Source organism: Streptomyces sp. BK208, from assembly GCF_004364245.1.
GTDB lineage: Bacteria > Actinomycetota > Actinomycetes > Streptomycetales > Streptomycetaceae > Streptomyces.
In genome coordinates this window covers 153405-179163 of the sequence record NZ_SOAV01000003.1, presented here as the reverse complement: position 1 = coordinate 179163, position 25759 = coordinate 153405, and the positions used below count along the sequence as shown (strand labels likewise).

23 protein-coding genes and 1 pseudogene are annotated in these 25759 nt (G+C 74.6%); 17 read left to right on the top strand and 7 right to left on the bottom strand.

All coding sequences use genetic code 11. The features are described from left to right. Positions 1 to 62: 62 nt before the first annotated feature. Positions 63 to 905: a response regulator transcription factor gene (locus tag EV562_RS09205; RefSeq protein ID WP_133886217.1), complete on the bottom strand. Its 843-nt coding sequence runs from the start codon at positions 903 to 905 to the stop codon at positions 63 to 65. 7 nt (positions 906 to 912) lie between these two features. Next, a complete protein-coding gene (locus tag EV562_RS09200; protein ID WP_166661684.1) occupies positions 913 to 1860 on the bottom strand; it encodes a HAMP domain-containing sensor histidine kinase in 948 nt (315 codons plus the stop codon). 420 nt (positions 1861 to 2280) lie between these two features. On the opposite strand from EV562_RS09200, the gene EV562_RS09195 reads away from it, so the two are divergent. From EV562_RS09195 to EV562_RS09180, 4 genes are all read left to right on the top strand, one after another. Continuing rightward, positions 2281 to 2607: a TraR/DksA C4-type zinc finger protein gene (locus EV562_RS09195; RefSeq protein ID WP_133886216.1), complete on the top strand. Its 327-nt coding sequence runs from the start codon at positions 2281 to 2283 to the stop codon at positions 2605 to 2607. A gap of 85 nt (positions 2608 to 2692) precedes the next feature. Continuing rightward, positions 2693 to 3073 (top strand): hypothetical protein, encoded by a 381-nt coding sequence (locus EV562_RS09190; protein ID WP_133886215.1) that lies wholly within the window; start codon positions 2693 to 2695, stop codon positions 3071 to 3073. After that, the gene (locus tag EV562_RS09185) at positions 3070 to 3897 is read left to right on the top strand and encodes a rod shape-determining protein (RefSeq protein WP_166661683.1); all 828 of its coding nucleotides are present in this window, start codon (positions 3070 to 3072) and stop codon (positions 3895 to 3897) included. Before EV562_RS09190 ends, EV562_RS09185 begins: the two co-directional genes overlap by 4 nt. A gap of 30 nt (positions 3898 to 3927) precedes the next feature. Further along, the gene (locus tag EV562_RS09180) at positions 3928 to 4578 is read left to right on the top strand and encodes a hypothetical protein (protein WP_133886214.1); all 651 of its coding nucleotides are present in this window, start codon (positions 3928 to 3930) and stop codon (positions 4576 to 4578) included. 22 nt (positions 4579 to 4600) lie between these two features. Here EV562_RS09180 and EV562_RS09175 read toward each other — a convergent pair whose 3' ends face one another. Together EV562_RS09175 and EV562_RS09170 are read right to left on the bottom strand one after the other, a co-directional pair. Next, complete coding sequence (locus tag EV562_RS09175) at positions 4601 to 5389, bottom strand: hypothetical protein (protein WP_133886213.1); 789 nt, start codon at positions 5387 to 5389, stop codon at positions 4601 to 4603. Positions 5390 to 5552: 163 nt separating this feature from the next. Continuing rightward, positions 5553 to 7259 (bottom strand): PucR family transcriptional regulator ligand-binding domain-containing protein, encoded by a 1707-nt coding sequence (locus tag EV562_RS09170; protein ID WP_133886212.1) that lies wholly within the window; start codon positions 7257 to 7259, stop codon positions 5553 to 5555. A 351-nt stretch (positions 7260 to 7610) separates the two neighbouring features. Here EV562_RS09170 and EV562_RS09160 point away from each other — a divergent pair, with 351 nt between their 5' ends. The 5 genes from EV562_RS09160 to EV562_RS09140 all read left to right on the top strand — a co-directional run bounded on the left by EV562_RS09160 (position 7611) and on the right by EV562_RS09140 (position 14369). After that, positions 7611 to 8501, top strand: coding sequence for an FAD binding domain-containing protein (locus tag EV562_RS09160; RefSeq protein ID WP_133886210.1), 891 nt, complete (start codon positions 7611 to 7613; stop codon positions 8499 to 8501). Beyond that, positions 8501 to 9088 carry a (2Fe-2S)-binding protein gene (locus tag EV562_RS09155; RefSeq protein ID WP_133886209.1) on the top strand — a complete coding sequence of 196 codons (588 nt, stop codon included), beginning with the start codon at positions 8501 to 8503 and terminating at the stop codon, positions 9086 to 9088. Before EV562_RS09160 ends, EV562_RS09155 begins: the two co-directional genes overlap by 1 nt. 1 nt (position 9089) lies before the next feature. Next, positions 9090 to 11576, top strand: coding sequence for a molybdopterin cofactor-binding domain-containing protein (locus EV562_RS09150; RefSeq protein WP_133886208.1), 2487 nt, complete (start codon positions 9090 to 9092; stop codon positions 11574 to 11576). Positions 11577 to 11708: 132 nt separating this feature from the next. Next, complete coding sequence (locus tag EV562_RS09145) at positions 11709 to 13166, top strand: NCS2 family permease (protein WP_133886207.1); 1458 nt, start codon at positions 11709 to 11711, stop codon at positions 13164 to 13166. Positions 13167 to 13217: 51 nt separating this feature from the next. Continuing rightward, positions 13218 to 14369: an XdhC/CoxI family protein gene (locus EV562_RS09140; protein WP_133886206.1), complete on the top strand. Its 1152-nt coding sequence runs from the start codon at positions 13218 to 13220 to the stop codon at positions 14367 to 14369. A 42-nt stretch (positions 14370 to 14411) separates the two neighbouring features. On the opposite strand, the gene EV562_RS09135 is transcribed toward EV562_RS09140, so the two are convergent. From EV562_RS09135 to EV562_RS09125, 3 genes are all read right to left on the bottom strand, one after another. Then, on the bottom strand, positions 14412 to 15290 hold the full coding sequence (locus tag EV562_RS09135) for an endonuclease/exonuclease/phosphatase family protein (RefSeq protein ID WP_208298322.1): 879 nt from the start codon (positions 15288 to 15290) through the stop codon (positions 14412 to 14414). Between the two features lie 156 nt (positions 15291 to 15446). Then, a complete protein-coding gene (locus EV562_RS09130; RefSeq protein WP_133886205.1) occupies positions 15447 to 15887 on the bottom strand; it encodes an SRPBCC family protein in 441 nt (146 codons plus the stop codon). Positions 15888 to 15916: 29 nt separating this feature from the next. Further along, on the bottom strand, positions 15917 to 16705 hold the full coding sequence (locus EV562_RS09125) for a polysaccharide deacetylase family protein (RefSeq protein ID WP_166661682.1): 789 nt from the start codon (positions 16703 to 16705) through the stop codon (positions 15917 to 15919). A gap of 129 nt (positions 16706 to 16834) precedes the next feature. On the opposite strand from EV562_RS09125, the gene EV562_RS09120 reads away from it, so the two are divergent. The 8 genes and pseudogenes from EV562_RS09120 (at position 16835) to EV562_RS09085 (ending at position 25744) form a co-directional block, all read left to right on the top strand. After that, positions 16835 to 17827, top strand: coding sequence for an NAD-dependent epimerase/dehydratase family protein (locus EV562_RS09120; RefSeq protein ID WP_133886204.1), 993 nt, complete (start codon positions 16835 to 16837; stop codon positions 17825 to 17827). A 366-nt stretch (positions 17828 to 18193) separates the two neighbouring features. Beyond that, positions 18194 to 19834 (top strand): carbamoyltransferase C-terminal domain-containing protein, encoded by a 1641-nt coding sequence (locus tag EV562_RS09115; RefSeq protein ID WP_133886203.1) that lies wholly within the window; start codon positions 18194 to 18196, stop codon positions 19832 to 19834. Then, entirely contained in the window at positions 19831 to 20865 is a 1035-nt protein-coding gene (locus EV562_RS09110) for a glycosyltransferase (protein ID WP_133886202.1), read from the top strand. The genes EV562_RS09115 and EV562_RS09110 overlap by 4 nt, the downstream gene beginning before the upstream one ends. Then, positions 20862 to 21413 (top strand): annotated as a pseudogene (locus tag EV562_RS09105) (HAD family hydrolase); the annotation flags it as partial. The gene EV562_RS09110 and the pseudogene EV562_RS09105, both read left to right, overlap by 4 nt. A 557-nt stretch (positions 21414 to 21970) precedes the next feature. Continuing rightward, on the top strand, positions 21971 to 22960 hold the full coding sequence (locus tag EV562_RS09100; RefSeq protein ID WP_133886201.1) for a glycosyltransferase family 9 protein: 990 nt from the start codon (positions 21971 to 21973) through the stop codon (positions 22958 to 22960). After that, positions 22957 to 23907 carry a glycosyltransferase gene (locus EV562_RS09095; RefSeq protein ID WP_133886200.1) on the top strand — a complete coding sequence of 317 codons (951 nt, stop codon included), beginning with the start codon at positions 22957 to 22959 and terminating at the stop codon, positions 23905 to 23907. Before EV562_RS09100 ends, EV562_RS09095 begins: the two co-directional genes overlap by 4 nt. Next, positions 23904 to 25124, top strand: coding sequence for a glycosyltransferase (locus EV562_RS09090; RefSeq protein WP_133886199.1), 1221 nt, complete (start codon positions 23904 to 23906; stop codon positions 25122 to 25124). Before EV562_RS09095 ends, EV562_RS09090 begins: the two co-directional genes overlap by 4 nt. Beyond that, entirely contained in the window at positions 25121 to 25744 is a 624-nt protein-coding gene (locus EV562_RS09085) for an SIS domain-containing protein (protein ID WP_133886198.1), read from the top strand. The genes EV562_RS09090 and EV562_RS09085 overlap by 4 nt, the downstream gene beginning before the upstream one ends. Positions 25745 to 25759: the final 15 nt, after the last annotated feature.

The window sequence follows — 25759 nt, the reverse complement described above, 5'->3', positions numbered from 1 at the left end:
GCGGAGCCCGGGGCTCCGGCCGGGGAGTGGGCGGCCAGAGCCACGGGCGGTCCGAGGGAGCGTCAGGGCTCGATGAGCCCGGCGCGGATGGCGTACCGGGTCAGCTCCAGGCGGTCGCGCAGACCGAGCTTCTGCAGCAGGTTCGCCCGGTGCCGCTGGACGGTCTTGATGCTGATGAAGAGGATCTCGGCGATCTCCTTCGAGGAGTGGCCCTCGGCGACCAGCTTGAGGACCTCCTCCTCACGCGGGGTGAGGATGTGGTCGGAGGTCTCCTCACCGTGCCGTACCCGGTCGAGGTAGTTGCGGATCAGCGCCGTCACCGCACCCGGGTACAGGAAGGGCTCGTCGCGCATCGCGGCCCGGCAGGCGGCGACCAGATCCCGGTCGGCGACCGACTTGAGCACGTATCCGCAGGCCCCCGACTTCAGCGCCTGGAACAGGTACTGCTCGTTGTCGTGCATCGTCAGCATCAGGATGCGCAGCCCCGGTTTCAGCGCGGTCAGTTCGCGGGCCGCCTGGAGACCGGTGAGGCGGGGCATCGCGATGTCCAGGACCGCGAGGTCCGCCTCGTGGGCCCGGGCCATGTCGATGGCCTCCGCGCCGTCCCCGGCCTCGGCGACCACCTCCAGGTCCGGCTCGCGGTCGAGGATGAGACGCACCCCGCGGCGCACCAGCGCGTGGTCGTCGGCGAGCAGGATGCGGATCTTCGCCGGGGCGGACGCCGGGGACGCGCCGGACACGGCGGAGGCCGCGTACCCGGCGTACGCGGACGGCCCGTCGTGCGCGGACCGCTGGTACGGCTCGTACGGCGCGGACCGCTCGTACGGCTCGTACGGCTCGTACGGCTTGTTCCGCGCGGACCGCTCGGACGGCGCGGGCCCCTCGGGCAGGGACGGGTCGGACATGGTCGGGCTACTTCCTCAGGAGGGGTGCGGTGAGCCGGATGCGGGTGCCGGAGCCGGGGGCCGACGTGATGTCGAGGGCGGCCCCGATGAGCAGGGCCCGTTCCCGCATGCCGCGGATGCCGGCGCCCTCGTGCGCCGCCTCGATGCCCCGGCCGTCGTCCGCGACGGTGAGCGTCACGGCGCCGTCGGCGCGGCCCAGCCCCACCTCCAGGCGCTCGGCGTCCGCGTGGCGGGCGGCGTTGGTGAGGCTCTCCTGCGCCACCCGGTAGAGGACCAGTTCGGTTTCGTGGTCCAGGACCGGCAGGTCGGCGTCGAACCGGCGGACCACCCGCAGACCGGTGTGGGTGGCGAAGTCGTGGGTGAGCGAGGACAACGCGCTGACCAGGCCGAGGTCGTCCAGGACACCGGGCCGCAGCCGGCGCACCAGGCGGCGGACCTCGTCCAGGCTCTCCCGGGTGATCTCCTGCGCCTGGTGCAGCTCGTCGCGCAGCGGCTCCTGCGCGTCGTCCGCGGCACGCCCCAGGACCAGCAGGATCGCCGTCATGCTCTGCCCCACCTCGTCGTGCAGCTCCTGCGCGATACGGCGCCGCTCCGCCTCCTGGGCGAGCAGCACGCGGGCGCTGCTCGTGGCCCGCTCGGTCTCCAGGCGGTCCAGCATGGCGTTGAAGGTGCGGATCAGCTCCGGCACCTCGCCGCCGCCGGAGACCGGCAGCCGCTGGCCGGGGCGCAGCAGGTCGACGGTGGTCATCAGCTTGGTGAGCCGCCCCAGCGGCGCCAGCCCCCAGCGCAGCAGCGCGCCGTTCGCCACCAGCATCACGCCCATGCCGACCACCAGGACGACGGCCTCGGTCAGCAGGATCGGCACCGAGACGGTCACCGGAGCCCACAGCAGCAGCGCCGTGGCGAAGCCCAGCACCACCGCGTTGAGCCCGAAGATCCGCCAGAACAGGGACACCGGGGGTACGCCTCCTTCAGCGACGTGTCGACTGGTACGCCTCTACTGTCGGTCATGTCGGTCATGTCGGTCATCGCGCGCCCTCGGTGGGAGCTGCGGCCCGGGCGGCGACCGGGCAAGCGACCAGCGTGCCCTGCCGGAACCTCCCGGTCGATGGGTAGCGACCCCCATTTCCGGGTTGCCGTGCACCCACGTGGGTCCCCCGGCGCACCGCCCCGTGGATCCCGGGCCCCCGGGCAAATGGGTCCCGCGCCCGATGGGATTCCTTGGGCCGCCCGGCCAGGGTTGAGGACGACCGGGACCGACCGGCCCCGGCGCCACCGCACCTCCGCGGCACCCTCCGGGATCCCGCGGCAGCCTCGCGGCACCCGCGAGCACCCCGGAACCCCGCAGCACCTTCCGAGAAGAGGACCACGCACCGTGTCGCTCGACGCCTCCCGCATCGAACCCCGCCCCGAGCGGCTGACCGCTCACGAGGCGCGCCAGCGTCTCGAACACGCCCGCAACACCCGCCTGACCCAGCTTCAGGCCCTCGACGAGAGCGGCCAGGCGGACGACCAGCTGATGTCCGCGCAGAAGGCGGCGATCGAGCGGGTGCTCAAGGAGATCGACCAGGCCTTCGCCCGGGTCGAGGACGGCACCTACGGCGCCTGCCTGGGCTGCGGCAAGCCCGTCCCGGGGGAGCGCCTGGAGATCCTCCCCTACACGCGGTACTGCGTCGCGTGCCAGCGCCGCGCCGCGGCCTGACCGCCCTCCCGGCCCCCGGCCCCCGTCTCTCCGTCCCCCGTCCCCCGTCCCCCTCTTGTCCCTCCCGCCCTGCCCAAGGGGTGAAGTGGTGAACCAGCAGATCACCGGCGACCGCGGCACGCGCCCGTCGCCCCTGTCGTCCGAGCACCTCGCCGCGCTCCGGGAAGACCTCCACGAGCGGCGGCTGTTCCGCGAGGAGCAGCCGCGGCGGCTCGCGGTGGTCCCGTCCCGCGCCGACGAGCCGGCCGAGCGGCGGTCCGCCGCGCGGAGAGAGGTCCCGGTCGAACCGGCGGCCTCGGCGCGCATGGTCCTCGCCGCCGTGGAAGCGGTCCTCGGCCACATGAGCGAGGGCCGCCACGGCCGTGGTCAGCCGTGCCGGCACGCCGCCGACCGCGGCCGGCCGGCGATCGTGCCGCGGGCCCGCTGCTGCGCCCGCTGCCGGCAGGTGCGGGAGGCCGGGCGATGACCGTGCTCCGGCGGCCCCGCGCCGCCCTGACTCGGCACCGGCCCTGGCCGCTGTGCCGGCGGTGCGGCGGCGTCGCCCTCGACCTGGGGAGCGCCCGTACCCGGGCCTGGGTCGCCGGGCGGGGGATGATCCTCGACGTGCCGACGGTGACCTTTCCCGGCGCCGGCGCGGTGTACCCCGTCCAGCGCGGCTCCATCGTCGACACCCAGGGCACCGCGCGGATGCTGGAGCGGCTGCTGGGCCACCGGCTGCCGCGCTTCGCCCGTCCGGTGGTCGTGGTGACCGTGCCGGTGCTGGACGGGCCGGCCTTCCGGACCGCGGCCCGAACGGCCGTGGAGGTGCTGCGTCCGCGCACCGTGCTGACCGTTCCCGCCGCGAGGGCGGTGGCCCTCGCCGCGGGTGCCGACCTGTCCCGGCCGCTGCTGGTCATGGACATCGGCGCCCATCTCACGGAGGTGGTGCTCCTGGTGGACGGCGCCGTCTTCGACGCCCGCCGCGCCGCCCTGGGCACCGGGGACGTCGACGACGACACCCCCTCCGCGCGGCTCGGCGAGGTACTGGCCGGCATGACGACGTCCATGCTGCGGCAGGACGCCACGTCCCTCACCCTCGAGGCGCTGGACCGGGGGCCGCTGCTGGCGGGCGGCGGCGCGCTGCGCCCCGAGATCACCTGCCGGCTCGCCGACCTGCTGCACGTACCGCTGCGGGCGGTGCCGGCACCGCACACCGCCGCGGTGCGCGGCGCCGCGAAGCTCCTGGAGGCCGCGCACCCCCACCCGCCGTTCACGGGCCCGGACTCCGCACCCGACGACCACCCGCACTGAGCCGCCCCCGAGCCAGGAAGGAGCGACACCGTGGCCGGAGAGACTCCCCGGTCCCAGCCGACCCCCGCCGGCCCCGGGCCCGAGGCCGGGTCCGTGGGGCGCCCGTACCTCCTGTCACGGCGGTGGCGCCGCAACCCGTTGCGGCGCCCGACCGACCGGCTGCGGGCCCGGATCGGGCTCGTGCTCGTGCTCGCCGTGCTGGTGGCGGCCCCGGCGGCGATGTTCCGGGTCGGGGACAGCGCCTACCGCCACTACGTGAGCACCGCCGCGCACCAGGCGCAGACCCGTGACCACCGGCCCGCGGTCCTGACCCGCGACGCCCCGCGCCACCCCGAGCCGGGCTCCGACGAGGCGAAGAAGGCCCGCTACCCGGTCACGGTCCGCTTCACCGGCCCGGACGGCGCCGTGCGGACCGGGACGACCGAGGTGGCACCGGGGCTGCCGGCGGACAGCACCGTCCTGGTCTGGGTCGACGCGCAGGGCGGGATCACCGGGCCGCCGCTGACCGCGGAGGAGATCCGCAGCCGCACGATGGGCTGGGCGATCCTCGCCTTCCTGGGCGTCGTCGTCACCGGGCTGGCGGCCCACGCCGCCACGGGGTGCGTGCTGCACCGGCGCAACCTCGCCCGGTGGGACGCGGACTGGGCCGCCACCGCCCCGCGCTGGTGCGGACTTCCGTGAGGTCCCCGGGGCCGCGGGCCGCTCAGGCCGTCGCCGCGTCCGCCGCCGGTGGGGCCAACTGCCGCGCCAGCCACGTCGGTACGCCGCCGAGCAGCCGGAACAGCCGCCGCGCCTCCTCCCGCAGCCGGGACGCCTCCGGCTCCGACTCCGCGTCCGCGAGCGAGGCCAGCGCGGGCGCCGTACCGACGAGGTAGCCCAGCTCCTCGCGGATGCGCAGCGACTCGGCGAAGCCGTGCCGCGCCTCGGTCAGTTCCCCCTCGCGCAGGGCGAGTCCGGCCAGATGACGCCAGGTGAAGGAGAGGAGCAGCGGATCGGCGTGCGCCGTCGCGCCGGCGTGCGCGCGCCGGTACGCCGCGCGTGCGGCCTGCGGCGACCCGGTCAGGTTCTCCGCGAGGAGCCCGCGCCGGAAGTCCAGGAGCGCCCGCCCCTTCGCCCCCGGCGCGATCAGCGCGGCCGCCCGGCCCAGCGCGGACCGCGCCTCGTCGGCCCGGTCGCGCGTCTGGTGCACCGTGGCGGCATAGGCGAGTTGACCCCGTTCACAGGCCGCGGCCCCGCGTTCGTCGTCGCTGTGGGCCAAGGCCTCCGCGGTGCGCAACGCGTCCTCCGCCTCGGCCCAGCCCTGCTCCGTGTACAGGCACCGCTCCACCAGCAGCGCGGTCCGCTGCAAGGCGGTGGCCGCGGTGACCGGCTCCAGCAGGGCGGCCGCGTCGGCCCAGCAGCCGCGCGAGCGCAACCGCCATACCGCGGTCTGGAGCGGATCGTCACCCTCGGTCGTTCCCCAGCCAGAACCAGCCATGGCGGAATGCGCCACGTCGCCCTCCCCTTAGCACGCCATCGAGCTCTCGAGTGGTGGCCGCATCTCAGCACGGATCCGGCGGCCCGGCCAAGAGGATGGGTGAAAGATTTCACAAAGTCGTGGACTTCCCGCTCCCGAGGTTCGGGACGGGGCGCGGCCCTCGGGAGCCCCCCCCGCCTCAGCTCATCCGCAGGGCCAGGAAGAAGTCGAGCTTGTCCTCCAGGCGCGACAGGTCACGCCCCGTCAACTGCTCGATCCGCCCGACGCGGTAGCGCAGCGTGTTGACGTGCAGGTGCAGCCGGTTGGCGCACCGCGTCCAGGAGCCGTCGCTCTCCAGGAACGCCTCCAGCGTGGGGATCAGCTCGGCGCGGTGGCGGCGGTCGTAGTCCCGCAGCGGATCGAGCAGCCGGGCGGTGAAGGCGCGCCGCACGTCGTCGGGGACGAAGGGGAGCAGGAGCACGTGCGAGGCCAGCTCCTGGTGACCGGCCGCGCAGACCCGCCCGTGCCGTGCCGCGGCGACCCGGCGCGCGTGCCGGGCCTCCTCCAGCGCCCCGCGCAGCCCTTCCGCCGAGTGCACGGCCGCGCTGACGCCGAGCGTGACCCGCCCGTCGCCGTCCAGGCCCGCCGCCAGCGGTTCCCGTACGGAGTCGAGCAGCACGTCCGCGACGACCCCGCTCTCGGAGCCGTCGTGCTCGCTGGAGACCGCCGGAAGCGGTACGAGGGCGACCGCCTCCTCGCCGGTGTGGGCCACGGCGATGCGGTCGGACTGCTCGGGCCCGGTGGCGCGCGGGTCGACGAGGATCTCCTCCAGCAGGGTCTGCGCGATGCGGCCGGTCTGCTCGTCGCCGTCCGCCCACTCCACCCGGGCCACCACGACCTGCCAGTGCGGTGCCGCGCCGAGCCCCGGCAGCAGTACCGGTGCCGCCACCCGGAGCCGGGCCGCGATCTCGGCCGGCGCGGCACCCGTCTGGACCAGTTCCAGGACCTCCTGGGCCAGGCGCCGCCGCACCGTGCGCGCCGCGTCCCGCCGGTCCCGCTCGACCGCGATCAGCTGAGTGACCCCGTACAGCAGGTCGAGGCGCTCCTCGGCCCAGTCCCCGGCGTCCGCCTCCACCACGAGGAGCCAGTCGGACAGCACCGTCTCGCGCACGTCCCGGCCGGCGCCGGGGCCCTGCGTCCTGGCCCCCGGGGGCGTCACCGGGGTCTGCCCGCGGCCGCGGACCGGGAAGAGGCTGTACGTCGTGGAGCCGACGGCCACCCGGTGCGGCGCGCGCCGGCCCGTGCGGGTGGCCGCGAGGTGCTCGGCCGCCAGCTTGGCGCACACCTCGCCGCTCAGCGCGGGTTCCGCGTCCTTCGGCCCGGCGACCTGCCGTCCGGTGGGGGAGAGCACCCAGGCCCGCAGGTCGAGGTCGGAGCCGAGCAGGTCCAGGACGACGTCGGGGCCGCCGCCCGCAGGACCGGAGGTCATCATCCGGCGGTGCCGGTCCACCACGGCCGCCAGATCCCCGGCGCGCTCGCCGGAGACCTGGCGCACCACGTGCTCGGTGATCGTCGCGAAGGCCACCGACTCGTGCACCGCGAACAGCGGCAGCCGGTGCCGCGCGCACGCCACCACCAGGTCCTCCGGGACGCACCCCAGCTCCGCCTCGCCGGCGGCCAGCGCGACCACCTGGGCCTGCACCAGGAGGCGGACGAAGGGCTCGGAGTCGGCGGCGTCCCGGCGCCAGGCCAGGCCGGTGAGCACCAGCTCACCGCCCGACAGGTAGCGGCTGGGGTCCCGCAGGTCGGTGGTCATCACGCCGCGGACCGTGCGGTCCAGCTCGTCCTCGCCGCCGAGCAGCTTGAGGCCCAGCGCGTCGGTGTCCAGCAGTGCGCGCAGCCGCATTCTCGTCGCCGCCGTTCTTTGTCTCGAAGTGTTCCAGGTCACGCGGCTGTGTCGCCCGATTCCAGAGGAGAACAGGGAGGCTTTTGTGCACCTCCGTTCATACGAATCTACAAGATGCCCGCCCTGGCCAGCCAACTCCTTCATGGTTTCTGCGACTGACCCTGGTGGAGCACACGAAGGTGTACTGAGGCCAGTCCACGTGAACAGCACATGAACGAGCCGGGCCACCGCCCACGTGAATGGCCTGATCTCTACGGCCGCCCCCGGCACCGGCCACCGTACGCACGGGCACCGCACGCACGGACATCCCACCCGGACACCACCGCACGCAGACGAGGAGGAGAGCCGGTCATGGACTTCCTTCGCCCCGCCCGCTGGGAGGAGGCGCTCGCCGCGAAGGCCGAGCACCCCACCGCGGTGCCGATCGCGGGCGGTACCGACGTGATGGTCGAGATCAACTTCGGTCACCGCAGGCCCGAGTACCTCATGGACCTGGGCCGTGTCACCGACCTGGCCGAGTGGGAGGTCGGTGAGGACTCCGTACGGCTCGGTGCCTCCGTGCCCTACACCAGGATCATGGAGAACCTGAGCACCGAGCTGCCGGGTCTCGCCCTCGCCTCGCACACGGTCGCCTCCCCGCAGATCCGTCACCGCGGCGGCGTGGGCGGGAACCTCGGCACCGCCTCCCCGGCCGGTGACGCCCACCCGGCCCTGCTCGCCGCCGGCGCCGAGGTCGAGGTCGAGTCGGTGCGCGGCGCGCGCCGCATCCCCGTCGACGCGTTCTACACCGGCGTGAAGCGCAACGCGCTGGAGCCCGACGAGCTGATCCGCGCCGTGCACGTCAGGAAGGCCGACGGACCGCAGCAGTTCTCCAAGGTCGGCACCCGCAACGCCATGGTCATCGCCGTGTGCGCGTTCGGCCTCGCCCTGCACCCCGGCACCCGCACCGTGCGCACCGGCATCGGCTCGGCCGCGCCCACCCCGGTCCGCGCCGGGGCCGCCGAGGAGTTCCTGAACGCGGTGCTCGAGGAGGGCGGCTTCTGGGACAACGGGAAGATCGTCACGCCGTCGGCCGTCAAGCGGTTCGCCGACCTGTGCGCCGCCGCCTGCCACCCGATCGACGACGTCCGCGGCACCGCCGCCTACCGCCGCCACGCGGTCGGCGTCATGGCCCGCCGGACGCTCACCTGGACGTGGGAGTCGTACCGCGGCGCCCGCCGCGCCACGGAAGGAGCCGCGTGATGCGCGTCAACTTCACCGTCAACGGACGTCCGCAGCAGGCCGACGACGTGTGGGAGGGCGAGTCCCTGCTGTACGTGCTGCGCGAGCGGATGGGCCTGCCCGGCTCCAAGAACGCCTGCGAGCAGGGCGAGTGCGGCTCCTGCACGGTCCGCCTGGACGGCGTGCCGGTGTGCTCCTGCCTGGTCGCGGCCGGACAGGCCGAAGGCCGCGAGGTCGTCACCGTCGAGGGCCTGGCGGAGTTCGCCCGGCGCCGCGCCCGGGGCGACACCGCCGGCGCCCTCGGCGGGGAGAGCGCCTCGCTGGACGCGGCCAAGCGGTGGCAGGCCGGCGGAACCGACTCGCAGACCGGCGAGAACATCGAACTGGCCCCCATCCAGCAGGCGTTCGTCGACGCCGGCGCCGTCCAGTGCGGCTTCTGCACCCCCGGACTGCTGGTCGCCGCCGACGAACTCCTCGAACACCACCCGGACCCGACCGACGAGGACATCCGCGAGGCGCTGTCGGGCAACCTGTGCCGCTGCACCGGCTACGAGAAGATCATGGACGCGGTCCGCCTGGCCGCGGCCCGCCAGGGCGAGGGGGCCTGAGATGGCTGCCGACGGCGCACCCACCGGCATCACCCAGGGCACCCGGACCGGGGGCGGCGTCGGTGAGTCCACGCTCCGCCCGGACGGTGTCCTCAAGGTCACCGGCGAGTTCGCGTACGCCTCCGACATGTGGCACGAGGACATGCTCTGGGGCCAGATCCTGCGCTCCACCGTCGCGCACGCCGAGATCCTCTCCGTCGACACGGGCGAGGCCCTCGCCACCCCCGGCGTGTACGCCGTCATGACGTACGACGATCTGCCCACCCACGTGCGCCACTACGGACTGGAGATCCAGGACACCCCGGTCCTCGCCCACGGCAAGGTCCGCCACCACGGCGAGCCGGTCGCGATCGTCGCCGCCGACCACCCGGAGACCGCGCGCCGCGCCGCCGCCAGGATCAAGGTGGAGTACCGGGGGCTGCCCCTCGTCACCGACGAGGCCTCCGCCACCGCTCCCGGCGCGATCCTGGTCCACGAGCACCGCGACGACCACCACTGCGCCCACGTCCCGCACCCCAACATCGTGCACCGCCAGCCCGTCGTGCGCGGCGACGCCGACGCGGCCGCCCGGCGCGCCGACGTGATCGTCACGGGGGACTACCGCTTCGGCATGCAGGACCAGGCCTTCCTCGGCCCCGAGTCCGGTCTCGCCGTGCCCGGCGAGGACGGCGGCGTCGACCTGTACATCGCCACCCAGTGGCTCCACTCCGACCTGCGCCAGATCGCCCCCGTGCTCGGCCTGCCCGAGGACAAGGTGCGGATGACCCTGTCCGGCGTCGGCGGCGCCTTCGGCGGACGCGAGGACCTGTCGATGCAGATCCACGCCTGCCTGCTGGCCCTGCGCACCGGCAAGCCCGTCAAGATGGTCTACAACCGCTTCGAGTCCTTCTTCGGCCACGTCCACCGCCACCCGGCCCGCCTCCACTACGAGCACGGCGCCACCCGGGACGGCCGGCTCACCCACGTCAGGTGCCGCATCGTCCTGGACGGCGGCGCCTACGCCTCCGCCTCCCCGGCGGTCGTCGGCAACGCCGCCTCGCTCTCCGTCGGACCGTACGTGTGCGACGACGTGGACATCGAGGCCCTGGCCCTCTACTCGAACAACCCGCCGTGCGGCGCCATGCGGGGCTTCGGCGCGGTCCAGGCGTGCTTCGCCTACGAGGCGCAGATGGACAAGGTGGCCGCGGAACTCGGCCTGGACCCGGTGGAGTTCCGCCGGATCAACGCCATGGAGCAGGGCACGGTGATGCCCACCGGGCAGCCCGTCGACTCCCCGGCACCCGTGGCCGAACTCCTGCGCCGGGTCCAGGAGATGCCGATGCCGCCGGAGCGCCAGTGGGAGTCCAGCGAGGGCGCCGACGTGCGGCAGTTGCCCGGCGGCCTGTCCAACACCACGCACGGCGAGGGCGTCGTACGGGGCGTCGGCTACGCGGTCGGCATCAAGAACGTCGGCTTCTCCGAGGGCTTCGACGACTACTCCACCGCCCGGGTCCGCCTGGAGGCCGCCGGCGGCCGGCCCGTCGTCACCGTGCACACGGCGATGGCGGAGGTCGGCCAGGGCGGCGTCACCGTCCACGCGCAGATCGCCCGCACCGAGCTGGGCGTCACCCAGGTCATCATCCAGCCCGCCGACACCCGGGTGGGCTCGGCCGGCTCCACCTCGGCCTCCCGGCAGACCTACGTCACCGGCGGCGCCGTCAAGCACGCCTGCGAGCTGGTGCGCGAGCGGGTCCTGGAGATCGGGCGCCGCAGGTTCGGCCCGTACCACCCGGCCTGGGGCACCGCCGAACTGCTCCTGGAGGGCGGCAAGGTCGTCACCGGCGCCGGGGAGGTCCTCGCGGACCTCGTGGACGTCCTGGAGGACGAGGTGGTCGAGGTCGAGGAGGAGTGGCGGCACCGGCCGACCGAACCCTTCGACCGGCACACCGGCCAGGGCAACGGGCACGTCCAGTACTCCTTCGCCGCGCACCGCGCCGTCGTCGAGGTCGACACCGAACTGGGCCTGGTCAAGGTGATCGAGCTGGCGTGCGCCCAGGACGTCGGCAAGGCGCTGAACCCGCTCTCCGTGATCGGCCAGATCCAGGGCGGCACCGTCCAGGGCCTGGGCATCGCGGTGATGGAGGAGATCGTCGTCGATCCCGTGACCGCGAAGGTCCGCAACCCGTCCTTCACGGACTATCTCCTCCCCACGATTCTCGACACGCCGGCCCTACCGGTCGACGTGCTCGAACTCGCCGACGACCACGCGCCCTACGGGCTGCGCGGAGTCGGCGAGGCGCCCACCCTGTCGTCCACCCCGGCGGTCCTCGCGGCCGTCAGGGACGCGACCGGGCTGGCGCTCGACCGCACGCCCGTACGTCCGGAACATCTCACCGGCACGGCGGGTCCCGATCGGCACCCCCAGGACCCTCCGGGCGGCGCACGGAACGTCACACCCTCCGCGCCGCCCGGAGCACCGACCGAGTACCGCTCCGCTCGCGGCACTTGAAGTACCACCCCGTACCACCGGCACCACCACATGCGTTCGTCTCGGGCCGTCCCCCGGGTCGTGCATATCCCAAATCCCGCGGCCGCCCCAGCGGCCGGGCGGGTGCACCTATGAACCTTGGGAGACGGCCCCATGACCCAGCAGTCAGTGGAGCCCGAGATCACCGCCGAAGACGCGGGCGCGGGTTCCCGCGTCCCCGGCGGACGGTCTTGGCTCGACCGGTACTTTCACATATCCCACCGGGGATCCACGGTCGCGCGTGAGGTGCGCGGCGGTATCACCACCTTCATGGCGATGGCGTACATCGTCCTGCTCAACCCCGTGATCCTCTCCGGCAAGGACGCGGCCGGGGACACCCTGGGCCAGAAGGCCCTGATCACCGCGACGGCGTTCGCCGCCGCGCTCACCACGCTCCTCATGGGCTTCGTCGGCAAGGTGCCGCTCGCCCTGGCGGCCGGGCTCTCGGTCTCCGGCGTGATCGCCGGACAGGTCGTCCCGCAGATGACCTGGCCGCAGGCCATGGGCATGTGTGTGATGTACGGCGTGGTGATCATGCTGCTCGTGGTCACCGGGCTCCGTGAAATGATCATGAACGCGATCCCGCTCGCCCTCAAGCACGGCATCACCATGGGCATCGGCCTGTTCATCGCCATCATCGGTCTGGTCAAGGGCGGTTTCGTCCACGCCGGCAAGGCGACCCCGCTCACCCTCGGCCCCGCGGGCGAACTCGCCGGCTGGCCGGTCCTGCTCTTCGCGGGCACCCTGCTCCTGATCTTCATGCTCCAGGCCAGAAACATGCCCGGCGCCATCCTGATCGGCATCGTCACCGGCACCGTCGTCGCCGCGATCCTCAACGCCGCCGGGGTCATCGACCCCGCGCAGTGGGCCAACGGCGCCCCCGAACTGCACGGCAGCGCGGTCTCCATGCCGGACTTCTCCCTCTTCGGCGACCTGGAGTTCGGCGGCTGGGGCGAGGTCGGCGCGATGACGGTCGGCATGATCGTGTTCACGCTGGTGCTCGCCGGGTTCTTCGACGCGATGGCCACCATCATCGGCGTGGGCACCGAGGCCAAGCTCGCCGACGAGAAGGGCCGCATGCCGGGTCTGTCGAAGGCGCTGTTCATCGACGGCGCCGGCGGTGCCATCGGCGGTGTGGCGGGCGGTTCCGGCCAGACGGTCTTCGTCGAGTCCGCGACCGGCGTCGGCGAGGGAGCCCGTACCGGACTCGCCTCGGTCGTCACCGGTGTGTTCTTCGCGGCCTGTCTCTTCTTCACCCCGATCACCGCGATCGTGCCGCAGGAGGTCGCCTCGGCGGCCCTGGTGGTCATCGGCGCGATGATGATGATGAACGCCCGGCACGTGGACTGGGCCGACCGGGCCACCGCGATCCCGGTCTTCCTGACCGTCGTCCTGATGCCGTTCACGTACTCCATCACGGCCGGTGTCGCCGCCGGCGTCATCTCCTACGTCGCCATCAAGGTCGCGCAGGGCAAGGCCAGGGAGATCGGCGCGTTCATGTGGGGCCTGACGGTGATCTTCATCGTCTACTTCGCCCTCAACCCGATCGAGAGCTGGATGGGCGTGCACTAGCCGCCACGACGGGAACCCTTCACGTACCCGTCGCCCGAGGAGGTCCGGAAGATGCTGGACATCGCCGAGGAGCTGCACCGGTGGGTCGAGCAGGGACGCGACTTCGCCGTGGCCACCGTGGTGGCCGTCGGCGGCAGCGCCCCCCGGCCGACCGGCGCCGCCCTCGCGGTGGACGCCGACGGCACGGTGGTCGGCTCGGTCTCCGGCGGGTGCGTGGAGGGAGCCGTGTACGAGCTGTGCCGGCAGGCCCTCCAGGACGGCGGCACCGTCACGGAGCGCTTCGGATACAGCGACGAGGACGCCTTCGCCGTGGGTCTGACCTGCGGCGGGACCATCGACGTCCTGGTCACCCCGGTCCGGACGGGCGACCCCGTACGCCCCGTCCTGGCCGCGGCCCTCGCCGCCGCCGCGCGCGGGGAGACGGCGGCCGTCGCCCGGGTCGTGAGCGGCCCGGCCGAGCTGGTGGGCCGCGCGCTGGTCGTCCGGGCGGACGGCTCCCGCACCGGCGGCTTCGGCGGCCACCCCGAGCTGGACCGCACGGCGGCCGCCGAGGCGGGTGCCTTCCTCGACGCCGGGCGCACCGGCACGCTGCGGATCGGCGAGCGGGGCTCGCGCTGCGGAGCACCGCTCACCCTGCTGGTCGAGTCCTCGGTACCGGCGCCCCGCATGATCGTCTTCGGGGCGATCGACTTCGCCTCGGCGCTGGCCCGGGCCGGCAAGTTCCTCGGCTACCACGTGACGGTGTGCGACGCCCGCCCCGTCTTCGCCACCCGGGCCCGCTTCCCCGACGCGGACGAGATCGTCGCCGAGTGGCCGCACGAGTACCTCGCCCGCACCGCCGTGGACGCCCGTACGGTGCTGTGCGTGCTGACCCACGACGCCAAGTTCGACATCCCGCTGCTCCGGCTGGCGCTGCGTCTGCCGGTGGCGTACGTCGGCGCCATGGGATCGCGCCGCACCCACCTGGACCGCGAGGCCCGCCTGCGCGAGGCCGGCGTGGGCGACCTGGAACTGGCCCGCCTCAGGTCGCCGATCGGCCTCGACCTCGGTGCCCGCACCCCGGAGGAGACGGCGGTGTCCATCGCCGCCGAGATCGTCGCGAGCCGCCACGGGGGTACCGGCGCCGCGCTGACCGGCGCCCGCACGCCCATCCACCACGACGGCCGGACGGGCCCGGCGGGGCACATCGGCTCGGTGGCGTAGACCCCGAGGGCGGCAGTGGCCCTCGGCTCGGTCCAGCCGCTGTCAGCCCCGGCCGGACCTGCTCCGGGACAGGGACACCTCGGCGACCACCGGCCGGTGGTCCGAGGCGGCGGGTTCCGGAGGGACCGCGACGTCGCGCACCCGCACGCCCTCGCCCACGGCCACGTAGTCGATCCGCTTCACCGGGTCCTCGGCCGGATACGTGTCCGCAGCCCCCGCGCCCGCGTCGCGCAGCTCCTTCCACAGCGGCGCCAGCTCGGGCGCCGAGGGCTCGGCGTTGAAGTCGCCGAGCAGGAACTGGCGGACACCCGGCAGTTCCGCCCGCTCCCGGGCCATGATCCGCCGGGTGTCGGCGACCTGGGCCCGCCGCACCGCCGGGTCCGCGCGGTAGTCGAGGTGGGTCACGAACACCTGGACCGGCACGCCCCGCACCTTGAGCGTCACCTCGCCGAACCCGGGCGCGGGGGCGGGCACCGGGTTCTCGTCCTGCGTGGACAGGCGCGTGATCTCGTGGTTCACCGCGGAGCGGACCGGGAAGCGGGACAGCACCGCCACGCCGTACTCGCGCCGGGGCTCCCCGGCCGTCACCGGATCGAGGCTGTAGATCGGTGCGAACGACACCCGCATGCCGAGCCGGCGCGCCAGTTCCCCGGCGACGTCGAGCCCCTGACTGCGGGCTCCCCAGTGCACGTCGACCTCCTGGAGCCCGATCACGTCCGCGTCCAGGGCACGCAGCGCGGCGGCCTGCCGGTCGAGGTCGAAGACACCGTCGGCACCGGCCCCGGCGTGGATGTTGTACGTGGCGATGCGCAGCGGGACGGGGCGGCCCTGGTCGGCGGAGGCGGGCGGTGCCGCCACGGCCACGGTCAACAGGGCTCCGGTGACGGACAGTTGGATGAGGGTGCGCGCTCTGGGAGACATGCCGGCACGGTACGTGGGAAACGACCGGGACGGGGCCCGCGCCACCCCTCCGACGCAGGCCGGTCCGATCCCTCGGGGTGGCCGGCCGGTCCCTCGGGGGTGGCCGGCGGTTCACGAGACGCGCGGCCGGCGTGTCACGGGACGCGCGACCGGGGGTCACGGGCTGCGCAGCAGGTGGTCCACCGTGCGGCCGAAGACGTACCGGCCCGAGCGGCCGAGGACGCCGTCGAAGAGGGAGGGGAGGAACCGGACGTCCAGTTCCTCCCGCCAGCCGACGCGGGTGCGGCCGCCGGGCCCGGGGCGCACCTCGATCTCCGCCCAGCCCCGGACCACCCGGCCGCGCTTCTCCAGCCGGCACCGGCCGGGGTAGCCCTCCCGCGGCGGCTGCCAGACCGTCACCTCCATCGCGTCGTCGAGGACGAGCCGCCCGGCGCCCGTGCGGGCCACGACCACCGTGCCCCGGCGGGTGGGGCCCGGCGGATCGGCGGTGACGCGGGTCAGCGGCACGGTGTCGCCGTGCCGCTCCCAGCGGGTGAGCCTGCGCCAGGCCTCCTCCGGGGCGAGCGGGACGGTGCGTACGAACGAGAAGACGGCCACCGGACGATCGTAGGCAACGACGGGTCCTCCTACCGGTAGACCTCGCCCGGCTCGGCCCTTCCGGGGGCGAGCAGCTGGGGCACCGTCACGAAGACGTAGCCGCGCTTCTTGAGCGCGTCGATGATGCCGGGCACGGCGGGCACGGTGCCGTCGTAGATGTCGTGCAGCAGGATGATGCCGTCCCGGGACGCCTGGTCCAGGACCCGCTCGGTGATCAGGTCGGAGTCGTTCGTCCGGTAGTCCTTGGCGGTCACGCTCCACAGCACCTCCGAGAGACCCAGTTCCCGGCAGATGTCGTGCACCGTGTCGTCCGTGCGGCCCTGCGGCGGGCGCATCAGCGTGGGGCGCTTGCCCGTCAGGCGCTCTATCTCCTTGTTCGGGCGCTCCAGCTCCTCGCGTATCTCCTCCGGATCGGCGTCGGTGAGGATCCTGTGCGTCCAGGTGTGGCTGGCCACCTCGTGACCCTCGTCCGCCATGCGCCTGACAAGCTCGGGGTACGTGTCGATGTGCCGCTTGCCGAGCAGGAAGAAGGTCGCCGGGACCTGCTTGTCCTTGAGCACGTCGAGCAGGCGTGCGGAGTTCTCGCTCGGACCGGCGTCGAAGGTCAGCGCGATGCACTTGGCGTGCGCGCAGTCGACGGTGCCCAGTCCGGCCGCACGGGCCTGGGTGCCGGCCGCGTTCCGGGCGGAGCTGGGGGAGTTCGTCTCCAGCTTCGTGCAGCCGCTCAGCGCGAGGGTCAGCGAGGCGGCGGCGGCGAAGGCCGCGAGCACGCGCAACCCGGTCCCCGGTTTCGTCGTCTTCCTGGTCAGCGAAGGCATGCGAGGACTATACACAGTGAGTATATACGCAGTTTATAGTCCTCCTTCGAATGCGAGTTCGGGGTAGTGGGGGTGTTCGCCGGGTTACTCAGCCGACACGCACGTGACGGTGAGAGCGAGGAGAAGCCCGTGAGCGAGAGCACCGGGGCCGTCGGCCCCAGAAGCGGACGGGTCTGGCGCCGGGCCCTGGTGACCGGCGGGGCCGGGTTCGTGGGATCCCACCTGTGCGGCCGTCTGCTCGACGCCGGTACCGACGTCGTCTGCCTGGACAACCTGGCCACCGGCTCGCGCGCCAACGTGGCCGACCTGGAGCGGCGGCGCGGATTCCGGTTCGTCCGGGCCGACGCCACCGATCCGAAGGCCCTGCGGGGCCTGCCCGGCCGCTTCGACCTGGTCCTGCACTTCGCCTGCCCGGCCTCGCCCGTCGACTACCTCCGGCTGCCCCTGGAAACCCTCGACGTCGGCAGCACCGGCACCCGCAACGCCCTGGAGCGGGCCCACGCGGACGGTGCCCGCTTCCTGCTCGCCTCCACCTCCGAGGTGTACGGCGACCCGCTGGAGCATCCGCAGCGCGAGACGTACTGGGGCAACGTCAACCCGATCGGCCCGCGCAGCGTCTACGACGAGTCCAAGCGCTTCGCCGAGGCCCTGGTCACCGCCCACCGCCAGGTGCACGGCACCGACACCGCCATCGTCCGGATCTTCAACACGTACGGGCCCCGGATGCGCACCGGGGACGGCCGGGCCGTGCCCACCTTCATCGCGCAGGCGCTGGACGGCATGCCGCTCACCGTCGCCGGCGACGGCGGCCAGACCCGCTCCCTGTGCTACGTCGACGACACCGTGTCGGGCGTGCTGGCCCTCGCCGCGTCCGGGGAGAGCGGGCCGATGAACATCGGCGGCGCCGACGAGATCACCATGCTGGAACTGGCCCGCCGGATCGTCGAACTCACCGGCTCCGGCTCCCGCATCCGCTTCGTCGAACGCCCCGTCGACGACCCCGGTCGGCGCAGGCCGGACACCACCCTCGCCCGGGAACGTCTGGGGTGGCGGCCCGGTGTGAGCTGGAACGAGGGCCTGGAGCGGACCATCGGCTGGTTCGCGCACGCCGTCGCCGCCTGAGCGGCACCGCCTGGCCCGGGCTCTCGCCGGTGCGGCCGGGGACGGCCCTTTCCTTCGGCGGGCGTCGCCTGGCCCGGGCCCCGGCTTCGGCCGAAGCTGTCCCGCCCAGGTCCCGACCTGCGTCGGCCCGGCCGGATACCCGGGCGGGCCGGGCCGGGCTGCGCCCAGGGTGCTTGACCGACGCTGCCTGGCTCTGCGCGCGTTCTGTCCGTGCGCCTGCCCCGGTGTCCGGCTCACCGCCGCCGGGCCGAACCCCGGCGTGTCACGGAAAGTGATGGCACCCCTTTTTCCCGGATTCGACCAGTTTCCAAGTGTTTGAGGCAACTCGCCCGCGGCACCCGCGACGCCGAGAGAGGAGCCCGCCCCATGCGCATCCTTGGTGTCAACGCCCTGTTCCACGATCCGGCCGCCGCCCTCGTCGTCGACGGCCGGACCGTCGCGGCCGCCGAGGAGGAGCGGTTCAGCCGGCGCAAGCACGGCAAGCGCCCGGTGCCGTTCTCCGCCTGGGAGGTCCCGGAGCTGTCCGCGCGGTGGTGCCTGGAGCACGCCGGGATACGGCCGGCCGAGCTCGACGCCGTGGCGTACTCCTTCGACCCCAAGCTCGCCCGGCCCGCCCGGGACATGGGACTGGACGACCCCTGGGACCCGCTGCGGCTCGAATACGCCCGCCGGGCCCCCGAGTTCCTCGCCGAGGCACTGCCCGGACTCGACCCCGACCGGGTCGTCTTCGTCCCGCACCACGTGGCGCACGCCGCCTCCGCCGGACCCGCCTCGCCGCACCCCGACAACGACGTCCTCGTCCTCGACGGCCGCGGCGAGTCCGCCTCCCACCTGGCAGGCCGCTACCGCGACGGCAAGCTCGACGTCCTCGCCACGCAGGCGCTGCCGCACTCGCTCGGCCTGGTCTACGAGGAACTGACCGAGCACCTGGGCTTCCTGCGCAGCAGCGACGAGTACAAGGTGATGGCCCTCGCCTCCTACGGCACCCCCCGCCACCTCGGCCGGCTCCGCGAGCACATCCACGCCGCCGGCGACGGCGGCTTCCGCGCCCACGGCGTCGACTGGGCGGCCCTCGCCCCGCCGCGCGCCAAGGGCGAGGACTGGACGAGGGACCACGCCGACCTGGCCGCGAGCACCCAGGCCGTCCTGGAGGAACTGCTCCTGGAACTCGTCCACTGGCTGCACCGCGAGGCCGGGGGCGACGCCCTGACCATGGCGGGCGGCGTCGCGCTGAACTGCGTCGCCAACTCGAAGATCGCCGCCCGCGGACCGTACCGGCACGTGTGGGTGCAGCCGGCCGCGGGTGACGCCGGCACCGCTCTCGGCGGCGCCCTGCACGTGGCCGCCGCCCAGGAGGGCACCGCTCCCGAACCGATGCCCGGCGCCGACCTCGGCCGCGGCTGGAGCGACGACGAGATCCGCGCCTGGCTGGAGACGGCCGCGATCCCCTACGAGGAACCCGACGACATCGCGGAGACCGTCGCCGAGGAACTCGCCCGGGACGGCGTCGTCGCCTGGTTCCAGGGCCGCAGCGAGTTCGGACCGCGCGCCCTCGGCCACCGCTCCCTGATGGCCCACCCCGGACGCGCCGAGAACCTGGAACGCCTCAACCACGTCAAGGGCCGCGAGGAGTTCCGCCCCGTCGCGCCGATGGTGCTCGCCGACCGTGCCGCCGACATCTTCGCCGGGCCGGTCCCCAGCCCGTACATGCTCTTCGTGCACGACGTCGACCCCGCCTGGCGCGACCGCGTACCGGCCGTCGTCCACGTCGACGGCACCGCCCGCATCCAGACCGTCGAGGAGCGGCGCGAACCGCTCGTCGCGCGGATGCTCGCCGCCTTCGAACGGCGCACCGGGCTGCCCGTCGTCGTCAACACCAGCCTCAACACCGCGGGCCGGCCCATGGTGGACGACCCGCGGGACGCGCTGGAGTGCTTCGGTTCGGCACCCGTGGACCTGCTGGCCATCGGCCCCTTCGCGGTGCGCCGGGGACGGGCGTTCGCATGAGCACCGCCCCCGGGACCGGCGGCCCGCGCACGGGCTACGCCGTGGTCGTCCCCACCCTCGTACGCGACACGCTCGCCGACTGCCTGGCCGCCCTGGTCGCCGCGCACGGGCCGCGCCCCGACGAGGTCGTGCTGGTGGACGACCGGCCGGACCCGGACGCCGACCCCGGCGCGCTGGAACACGCCCTGACCGTTCTCGGTGACCTGCGTGAGCGCACGGTGGTGCTGCGCAGCGGCGGACGCGGTCCCGCCGCCGCCCGCAACACCGGCGCCCGGGCGGTGACCTCGCCCTGGACCGCCTTCCTCGACGACGACGTGCAGGTCGGACCGCACTGGTGCGACCAGTTGATCCAGGACCTCGCCGAGGCGGCGCCCGACACCGGAGCGGTGCAGGGCGTGATCGCCGTGCCGCTGCCGGGGGAGCGCCGCCCCACCGACTGGGAACGCGGCACCGCCGGCCTCGCGCAGGCCCGCTGGATCACCGCCGACATGGCCTACCGCACCGACGTGCTCAAACAGGTGGGCGGCTTCGACGAACGCTTCACCCGCGCCTTCCGCGAGGACGCCGACCTGGCACTGCGCGTCCTCGACGCGGGCTGGCGGATCCGGCGGGGCCGCCGCACCACCCGCCACCCCGTACGCTCCGCCGCGCGCTGGGTCTCCCTGAAACAGCAGCGCGGCAACGCCGACGACGCCCTCATGCGGCGGTTGCACGGCCCGAACTGGTGGGCCAAGGCGGTCGCTCCCCGGGGCCGTATCCGCCTCCACGCCGCGATCACCGCCGCCGGCGCCGCCGCCGTCGTCCTCGCGGCGGCCGGACGCCCCCGCGCCGCCGCGGTCGCCGGGGCCGGCTGGGCCGCGGGCACCGCCGAGTTCGCCTGGGCCCGCATCGCGCCGGGTCCGCGTACCCGGCACGAGGTGACGACCATGCTGGTCACCAGCGCGCTCATCCCGCCCGCGGCGACCTGGCACCGGCTCAGCGGACTCTGGCGCCACCGCGGTGCCCCCGCCTGGCGGGAGGTGGTCGCGTGAGGCCCGCCGAACGCCCGGTGAAAGCCGTCCTCTTCGATCGCGACGGCACCCTCGTCCACGACGTCCCCTACAACGGCGACCCGGAGCGGGTCCGGCCCGTCGAGGGCGCCCGCGAGGCGGTGGCGCTGCTGCGCGAGCACGGCATCCGCGTCGGCGTCGTCACCAACCAGTCCGGCGTGGCCCGCGGCCTGATCGGCGACGGCGACGTCCGGCGCGTCAACCGCCGCGTCGACGAACTGGTCGGCCCGTTCGACGTCTGGGCGGTCTGCCCGCACGGCCCCGACGACGGCTGCCACTGCCGCAAGCCGCAGCCGGGCATGGTCCTGTGGGCCGCCGGACGCGTCTGCACCCGCCCCGCCGACTGTGTCGTCGTCGGCGACATCGGCGCGGACATGGAGGCCGCCGAACGGGCGGGCGCCCACGGCATCCTCGTCCCCAACGACCGCACCCGGCCGGAGGAGACGGCCGCCGCGCCCCACGTGGCCCCCGACCTCCTCACCGCCGTCCGCGCCGTCCTCGAAGGCCCGCCCAGGTGGGGACGGGCCCCGGCGAACGAGCGGACCGTCGCTGCGGCGTACGGGTCGGGATTGCACGACAGCCCGCGGACCACCACCACCGACCAGACCCGGCCCGCCCCCGCGCGGCCCGCGTCCGCCGCCCCGGCTCCCGGGCGGCCCGCGTCCGCCCCGGCCCCCGCGCGGAACCGGTCCGCCCCGGCTCCCGGGCGGTCCGCGTCCGCCCCGGCCCCCTCGCGGAACCGCTCCGCCCCGGCTCCCGGGCGGTCCGCGTCCGCCCCGGCTCCCGGGCGGCCCGCGTCCGCCCCGGCTCCCGGGCGAGGCGTGCCCGCCTCCGGCGACGCCGCCCACCGGCCCCCGCCCGAGGACAGACCGCGGGAGGACCGACCGCCCGAAAACCGACCGCTCGCGGACACCCCCGGCCGGGACGCCCGTTCCGCCGGCGCCGAGGCCGGTCCGGACGCACGTTCCGCCGACGCCGAGGCCGGGCGGGAGCGCCCGGACCCCGCCCTCCCGGCCCGGGCGCGCACCGAGCCCGGCATCAGGGCCGCCCCGGGCGGGGACGTCGGTGACCGGCGCGGGAGGTCGGCATGAAGGCGCTCGTCGCCCGGCTCGACAGCTTCGGCGACGTGCTGCTCGCCGGGCCCGCCGTACGCGCCGTCGCCGCGCGGGCCGACCACGTCACCCTGCTGTGCGGGTCACGCGGCGCACCCGCCGCCCGGCTCCTGCCCGGAGTCGACGAGGTGCTGGTGTGGGACGCCCCGTGGGGCGGGTTCGCGCCGCCCGGCGTGCGGCGCGAGGACATCGACGCGCTCGTGGACCGGATCGACGCCGACACCGCGCTGGTCCTCACCTCCTTCCACCAGTCCCCGCTGCCCACCGCCCTGGTGCTGCGCCTCGCCGGGGTCCGGTACATCGCGGCGGACAGCGTGGACTACCCCGGCTCGCTCCTCGACCTGCGCCACCACCGTGCCCCGCACGCCCACGAGGCCGAGGCCGCGCTCGACCTCGCCGAGGCGGCCGGGTTCCCCCGCCCCGACGACGGACGGCTGCGCGTGCACACGCCGCCGCGCGACGACGCCCTCACCGGTCCCGGCCCCTACGTCGTCCTCCACCCCGGCGCCAGCGTCCCCGCCCGCGCCTGGAGCCCGGAGCGCGCCGCCGAGGCCGTACGCGAACTGGCCGCCGCCGGGCACCGCGTGCTGGTCACCGGCGGCCCCGGCGAGCGCGACCTGACCGCCCACGTCGCCGGTGAGCACGGCACCGACCTGGGCGGCCGTACCGGCGCCGCCGAACTGGCCGGCGTCCTCGCCGGGGCTGCCGTCGTCGTCACCGGCAACACCGCGCCCGCCCACCTGGCCGCGGCCGTCGGCACCCCCGTCGTCTCCCTGTTCGCGCCAGTCGTCCCCGCCGAGCGCTGGCGGCCGTACGGCGTCCCCTACGTCCTGCTGGGCGACCAGGACGCCCCGTGCGCCGACAGCAGGGCCCGGGACTGCCCCGTCCCCGGACATCCCTGCCTGAACACCGTCACGGCCGCCGACGTGGCCGCCGCCGTCGAGAAACTGATGGGGGAGCCATGAGGATTCTCATCTGGCACGTGCACGGGTCGTGGACCACGGCCTTCGTGCAGGGCCCGCACACCTACCTCGTCCCCGTCACCCCCGACCGCGGACCCGACGGCCTCGGCCGCGCCCGCACCTGGGACTGGCCCGGCTCCGTCGTCGAGATACCGCCCGAACGGCTGCGGGACGAGGACGTCGACCTCGTGATCCTCCAGCGCCCGCACGAACTCGACCTGGTCGACCGGTGGCTGGGCCGCCGGCCGCCGCTGGTCTACCTGGAGCACAACGCCCCCGACGGCGACGTGCCCCGCACCCGCCACCCGGCCGCGGACATCCCGGGCGTCACGCTCGTCCACGTCACCCACTTCAACCGGCTGATGTGGGACGCCGGTCCGACGGACACCGCCGTCGTCGAACACGGCATCGTCGACCCCGGCCACCGCTGGACGGGCGAGCTGGAGCGCGCCGCCGTCGTCGTCAACGAGCCGATCCGGCGCGGGCGTACGACCGGGACCGACCTGCTCCCCGCGTTCTCCCGCGCGGCCCCGCTCGACGTGTTCGGCATGCGCACCGAAGGACTCGCCGGGCACATCGGCGTCGACCCCGAGCGCTGCCGCACGCAGGACGTCCCCCAGAGCGACCTGCACACCGAGCTGGCCCGCCGCCGCCTCTACGTCCACCCCGTCCGCTGGACCTCCTTGGGCCTGTCCCTGCTGGAGGCCATGCACCTGGGCATGCCCGTGGTCGCCCTCGCCACCACCGAGGTCGCCGAGGCCGTGCCCCCGGGCGCCGGGGTGGTGTCCAACCGCATCGACGTACTGACCGACGCCGTACGCGACTTCCTCGCCGACCCGCCGCGCGCGCGGGCGGTCGGCGAGGCGGCCCGTGCGGCGGCCCTGGCCCGCTACGGGCTGTCCCGCTTCCTGGACGACTGGGAGCGGCTGCTGAAGGAGGTGACCCGATGAGGATCGCCATGGTGTCCGAGCACGCGAGCCCGCTCGCCGCGCTCGGCGGCGTCGACGCCGGTGGACAGAACGTCTACGTGGCCCGTCTCACCGAGGAGTTGGCCAAGCGGGGCCACGACGTCACGGTCTACACCCGCCGGGATGCCTCCGACCTGCCCGACCGGGTGCCCCTGCCCGGCGGCGCGGTCGTCGAACACGTGCCCGCCGGACCGCCGGTGCCGGTGCCCAAGGACGAACTCTTCGCGCACATGCCCGCCTTCGGCGCTCACCTGGCCCGCGCCTTCGGCCGGGAACGGCCCGACGTGGTGCACGCCCACTTCTGGATGTCCGGCATGGCCTCGCAGATCGGCGCGGGTCCGCACGGCATCCCCCTCGTCCAGACCTTCCACGCCCTCGGTACCGTCAAGCGGCGCCACCAGGGCATGCGGGACACCAGCCCGTACGAGCGCATCGGCATCGAGCGGCAGCTCGGCCGGGGCTGCGCACGGGTCCTGGCCACCTGCACCGACGAGGTCGTCGAACTCGGCGACATGGGCGTCCCGCCCCGGCAGGTCTCCGTGGTGCCCTGCGGGGTGGACGCCGAGCACTTCCATCCCGCCGCCGACACCGGCCGCACCCCCGAACGGCGCCTGCGGCACCGGCTGCTCGCCTGCGGGCGGCTCGTCCCCCGCAAGGGCTACGACCAGGCCGTCCGCGCGCTGGCCCACATACCCGACACCGAACTCCTCATCGCCGGCGGCCCGCCGGCCGGCGCGGTGGAGGCCGAACCCGAGGCACGGCGCCTGACCGGCATCGCCCACCGCGCCGGCGTCGCCGACCGGGTCAGGCTGCTCGGCGCGGTCGACCCGGACGACATGCCCGCCCTGCTCCGCAGCTCCGACCTGGTGCTGTGCACCCCGGTGTACGAGCCGTTCGGCATCGTGCCGCTGGAGGCCATGGCGTGCGGCGTCCCCGTCCTCGCCACCGACGTCGGCGGCCACCGCGACTCCGTGGCCGACGGGATCACCGGCCGCCTGGTCGCCCCGCAGAACCCGTGCGCCGTCGCGGACGCCGCCCGCGAACTCCTCGCCGACGAACGGCTGCGCCGCCAGTACGGCAGGAACGGCCGCGAACGCGTCCTGCGGCACTACACCTGGGCCCGCGTCGCCGACGGCGTGGAACAGGTGTACCGCCTGACCCGGTCCGAGGACGCGATGACGACGGAGGTGGCGTCATGACCGTGCACCCGCCCGTCGTCGGGCACTGCGACGAACTCCTGCACGCGCTCGGGGCGTTCCGCGCCTCCGCACACGTCACCCAGCGCTGGGGCGACCGGCTCGCGGCCGTGCTGAGCGGCGGCGGGCGGCTGCTCGCCGCGGGCAACGGCGGCAGCGCCGCCCAGGCCCAGCACCTGACCGCCGAACTCGTCGGCCGCTACCGCGACGACCGCCCGCCGTTCTCCGCCATCGCGCTGCACGCCGACACCTCCTCCACCACCGCCATCGCCAACGACTACGGCGTCGACGAGGTGTTCGCCCGCCAGGTCCGCGCCCACGGCCGCGAGGGCGACGTCCTGATGCTGCTGTCCACCAGCGGCGCCAGCGCCAACCTGCTCTCCGCCGCCGACGCGGCCCGCACGGCCGGGCTGCGGGTGTGGGCGCTCACCGGGTGCGCCCCCAACCCGCTGATGGCGGGCAGCGACGAGTCCCTGTGCGTCGACGCCCCGTCGACGGCCACCGTCCAGGAACTCCACCTGGTCGCCGTCCACATGATCTGCGCGGCCTTCGACGCGGCCCTGGAACGCGGCGCCCGCGGTGCGCGGGGAGCGGGACACGCGGCACAGCGGAAGCGGAGGTGACGGGGGACATGGCTG

What these genes read in the sequence shown, in the direction of transcription:
- EV562_RS09205 (WP_133886217.1), bottom strand. Translation starts at nt 905, where the DNA reads ATGTCCGACCCGTCCCTGCCCGAGGGGCCCGCGCCGTCCGAGCGGTCC.
- EV562_RS09185 (WP_166661683.1), top strand. Translation starts at nt 3,070, where the DNA reads ATGACCGTGCTCCGGCGGCCCCGCGCCGCCCTGACTCGGCACCGGCCC.
- EV562_RS09170 (WP_133886212.1), bottom strand. Translation starts at nt 7,259, where the DNA reads ATGCGGCTGCGCGCACTGCTGGACACCGACGCGCTGGGCCTCAAGCTG.
- EV562_RS09160 (WP_133886210.1), top strand. Translation starts at nt 7,611, where the DNA reads ATGGACTTCCTTCGCCCCGCCCGCTGGGAGGAGGCGCTCGCCGCGAAG.
- EV562_RS09155 (WP_133886209.1), top strand. Translation starts at nt 8,501, where the DNA reads ATGCGCGTCAACTTCACCGTCAACGGACGTCCGCAGCAGGCCGACGAC.
- EV562_RS09150 (WP_133886208.1), top strand. Translation starts at nt 9,090, where the DNA reads ATGGCTGCCGACGGCGCACCCACCGGCATCACCCAGGGCACCCGGACC.
- EV562_RS09145 (WP_133886207.1), top strand. Translation starts at nt 11,709, where the DNA reads ATGACCCAGCAGTCAGTGGAGCCCGAGATCACCGCCGAAGACGCGGGC.
- EV562_RS09140 (WP_133886206.1), top strand. Translation starts at nt 13,218, where the DNA reads ATGCTGGACATCGCCGAGGAGCTGCACCGGTGGGTCGAGCAGGGACGC.
- EV562_RS09135 (WP_208298322.1), bottom strand. Translation starts at nt 15,290, where the DNA reads ATGTCTCCCAGAGCGCGCACCCTCATCCAACTGTCCGTCACCGGAGCC.
- EV562_RS09125 (WP_166661682.1), bottom strand. Translation starts at nt 16,705, where the DNA reads ATGCCTTCGCTGACCAGGAAGACGACGAAACCGGGGACCGGGTTGCGC.
- EV562_RS09115 (WP_133886203.1), top strand. Translation starts at nt 18,194, where the DNA reads ATGCGCATCCTTGGTGTCAACGCCCTGTTCCACGATCCGGCCGCCGCC.
- EV562_RS09110 (WP_133886202.1), top strand. Translation starts at nt 19,831, where the DNA reads ATGAGCACCGCCCCCGGGACCGGCGGCCCGCGCACGGGCTACGCCGTG.
- EV562_RS09100 (WP_133886201.1), top strand. Translation starts at nt 21,971, where the DNA reads ATGAAGGCGCTCGTCGCCCGGCTCGACAGCTTCGGCGACGTGCTGCTC.
- EV562_RS09095 (WP_133886200.1), top strand. Translation starts at nt 22,957, where the DNA reads ATGAGGATTCTCATCTGGCACGTGCACGGGTCGTGGACCACGGCCTTC.
- EV562_RS09090 (WP_133886199.1), top strand. Translation starts at nt 23,904, where the DNA reads ATGAGGATCGCCATGGTGTCCGAGCACGCGAGCCCGCTCGCCGCGCTC.
- EV562_RS09085 (WP_133886198.1), top strand. Translation starts at nt 25,121, where the DNA reads ATGACCGTGCACCCGCCCGTCGTCGGGCACTGCGACGAACTCCTGCAC.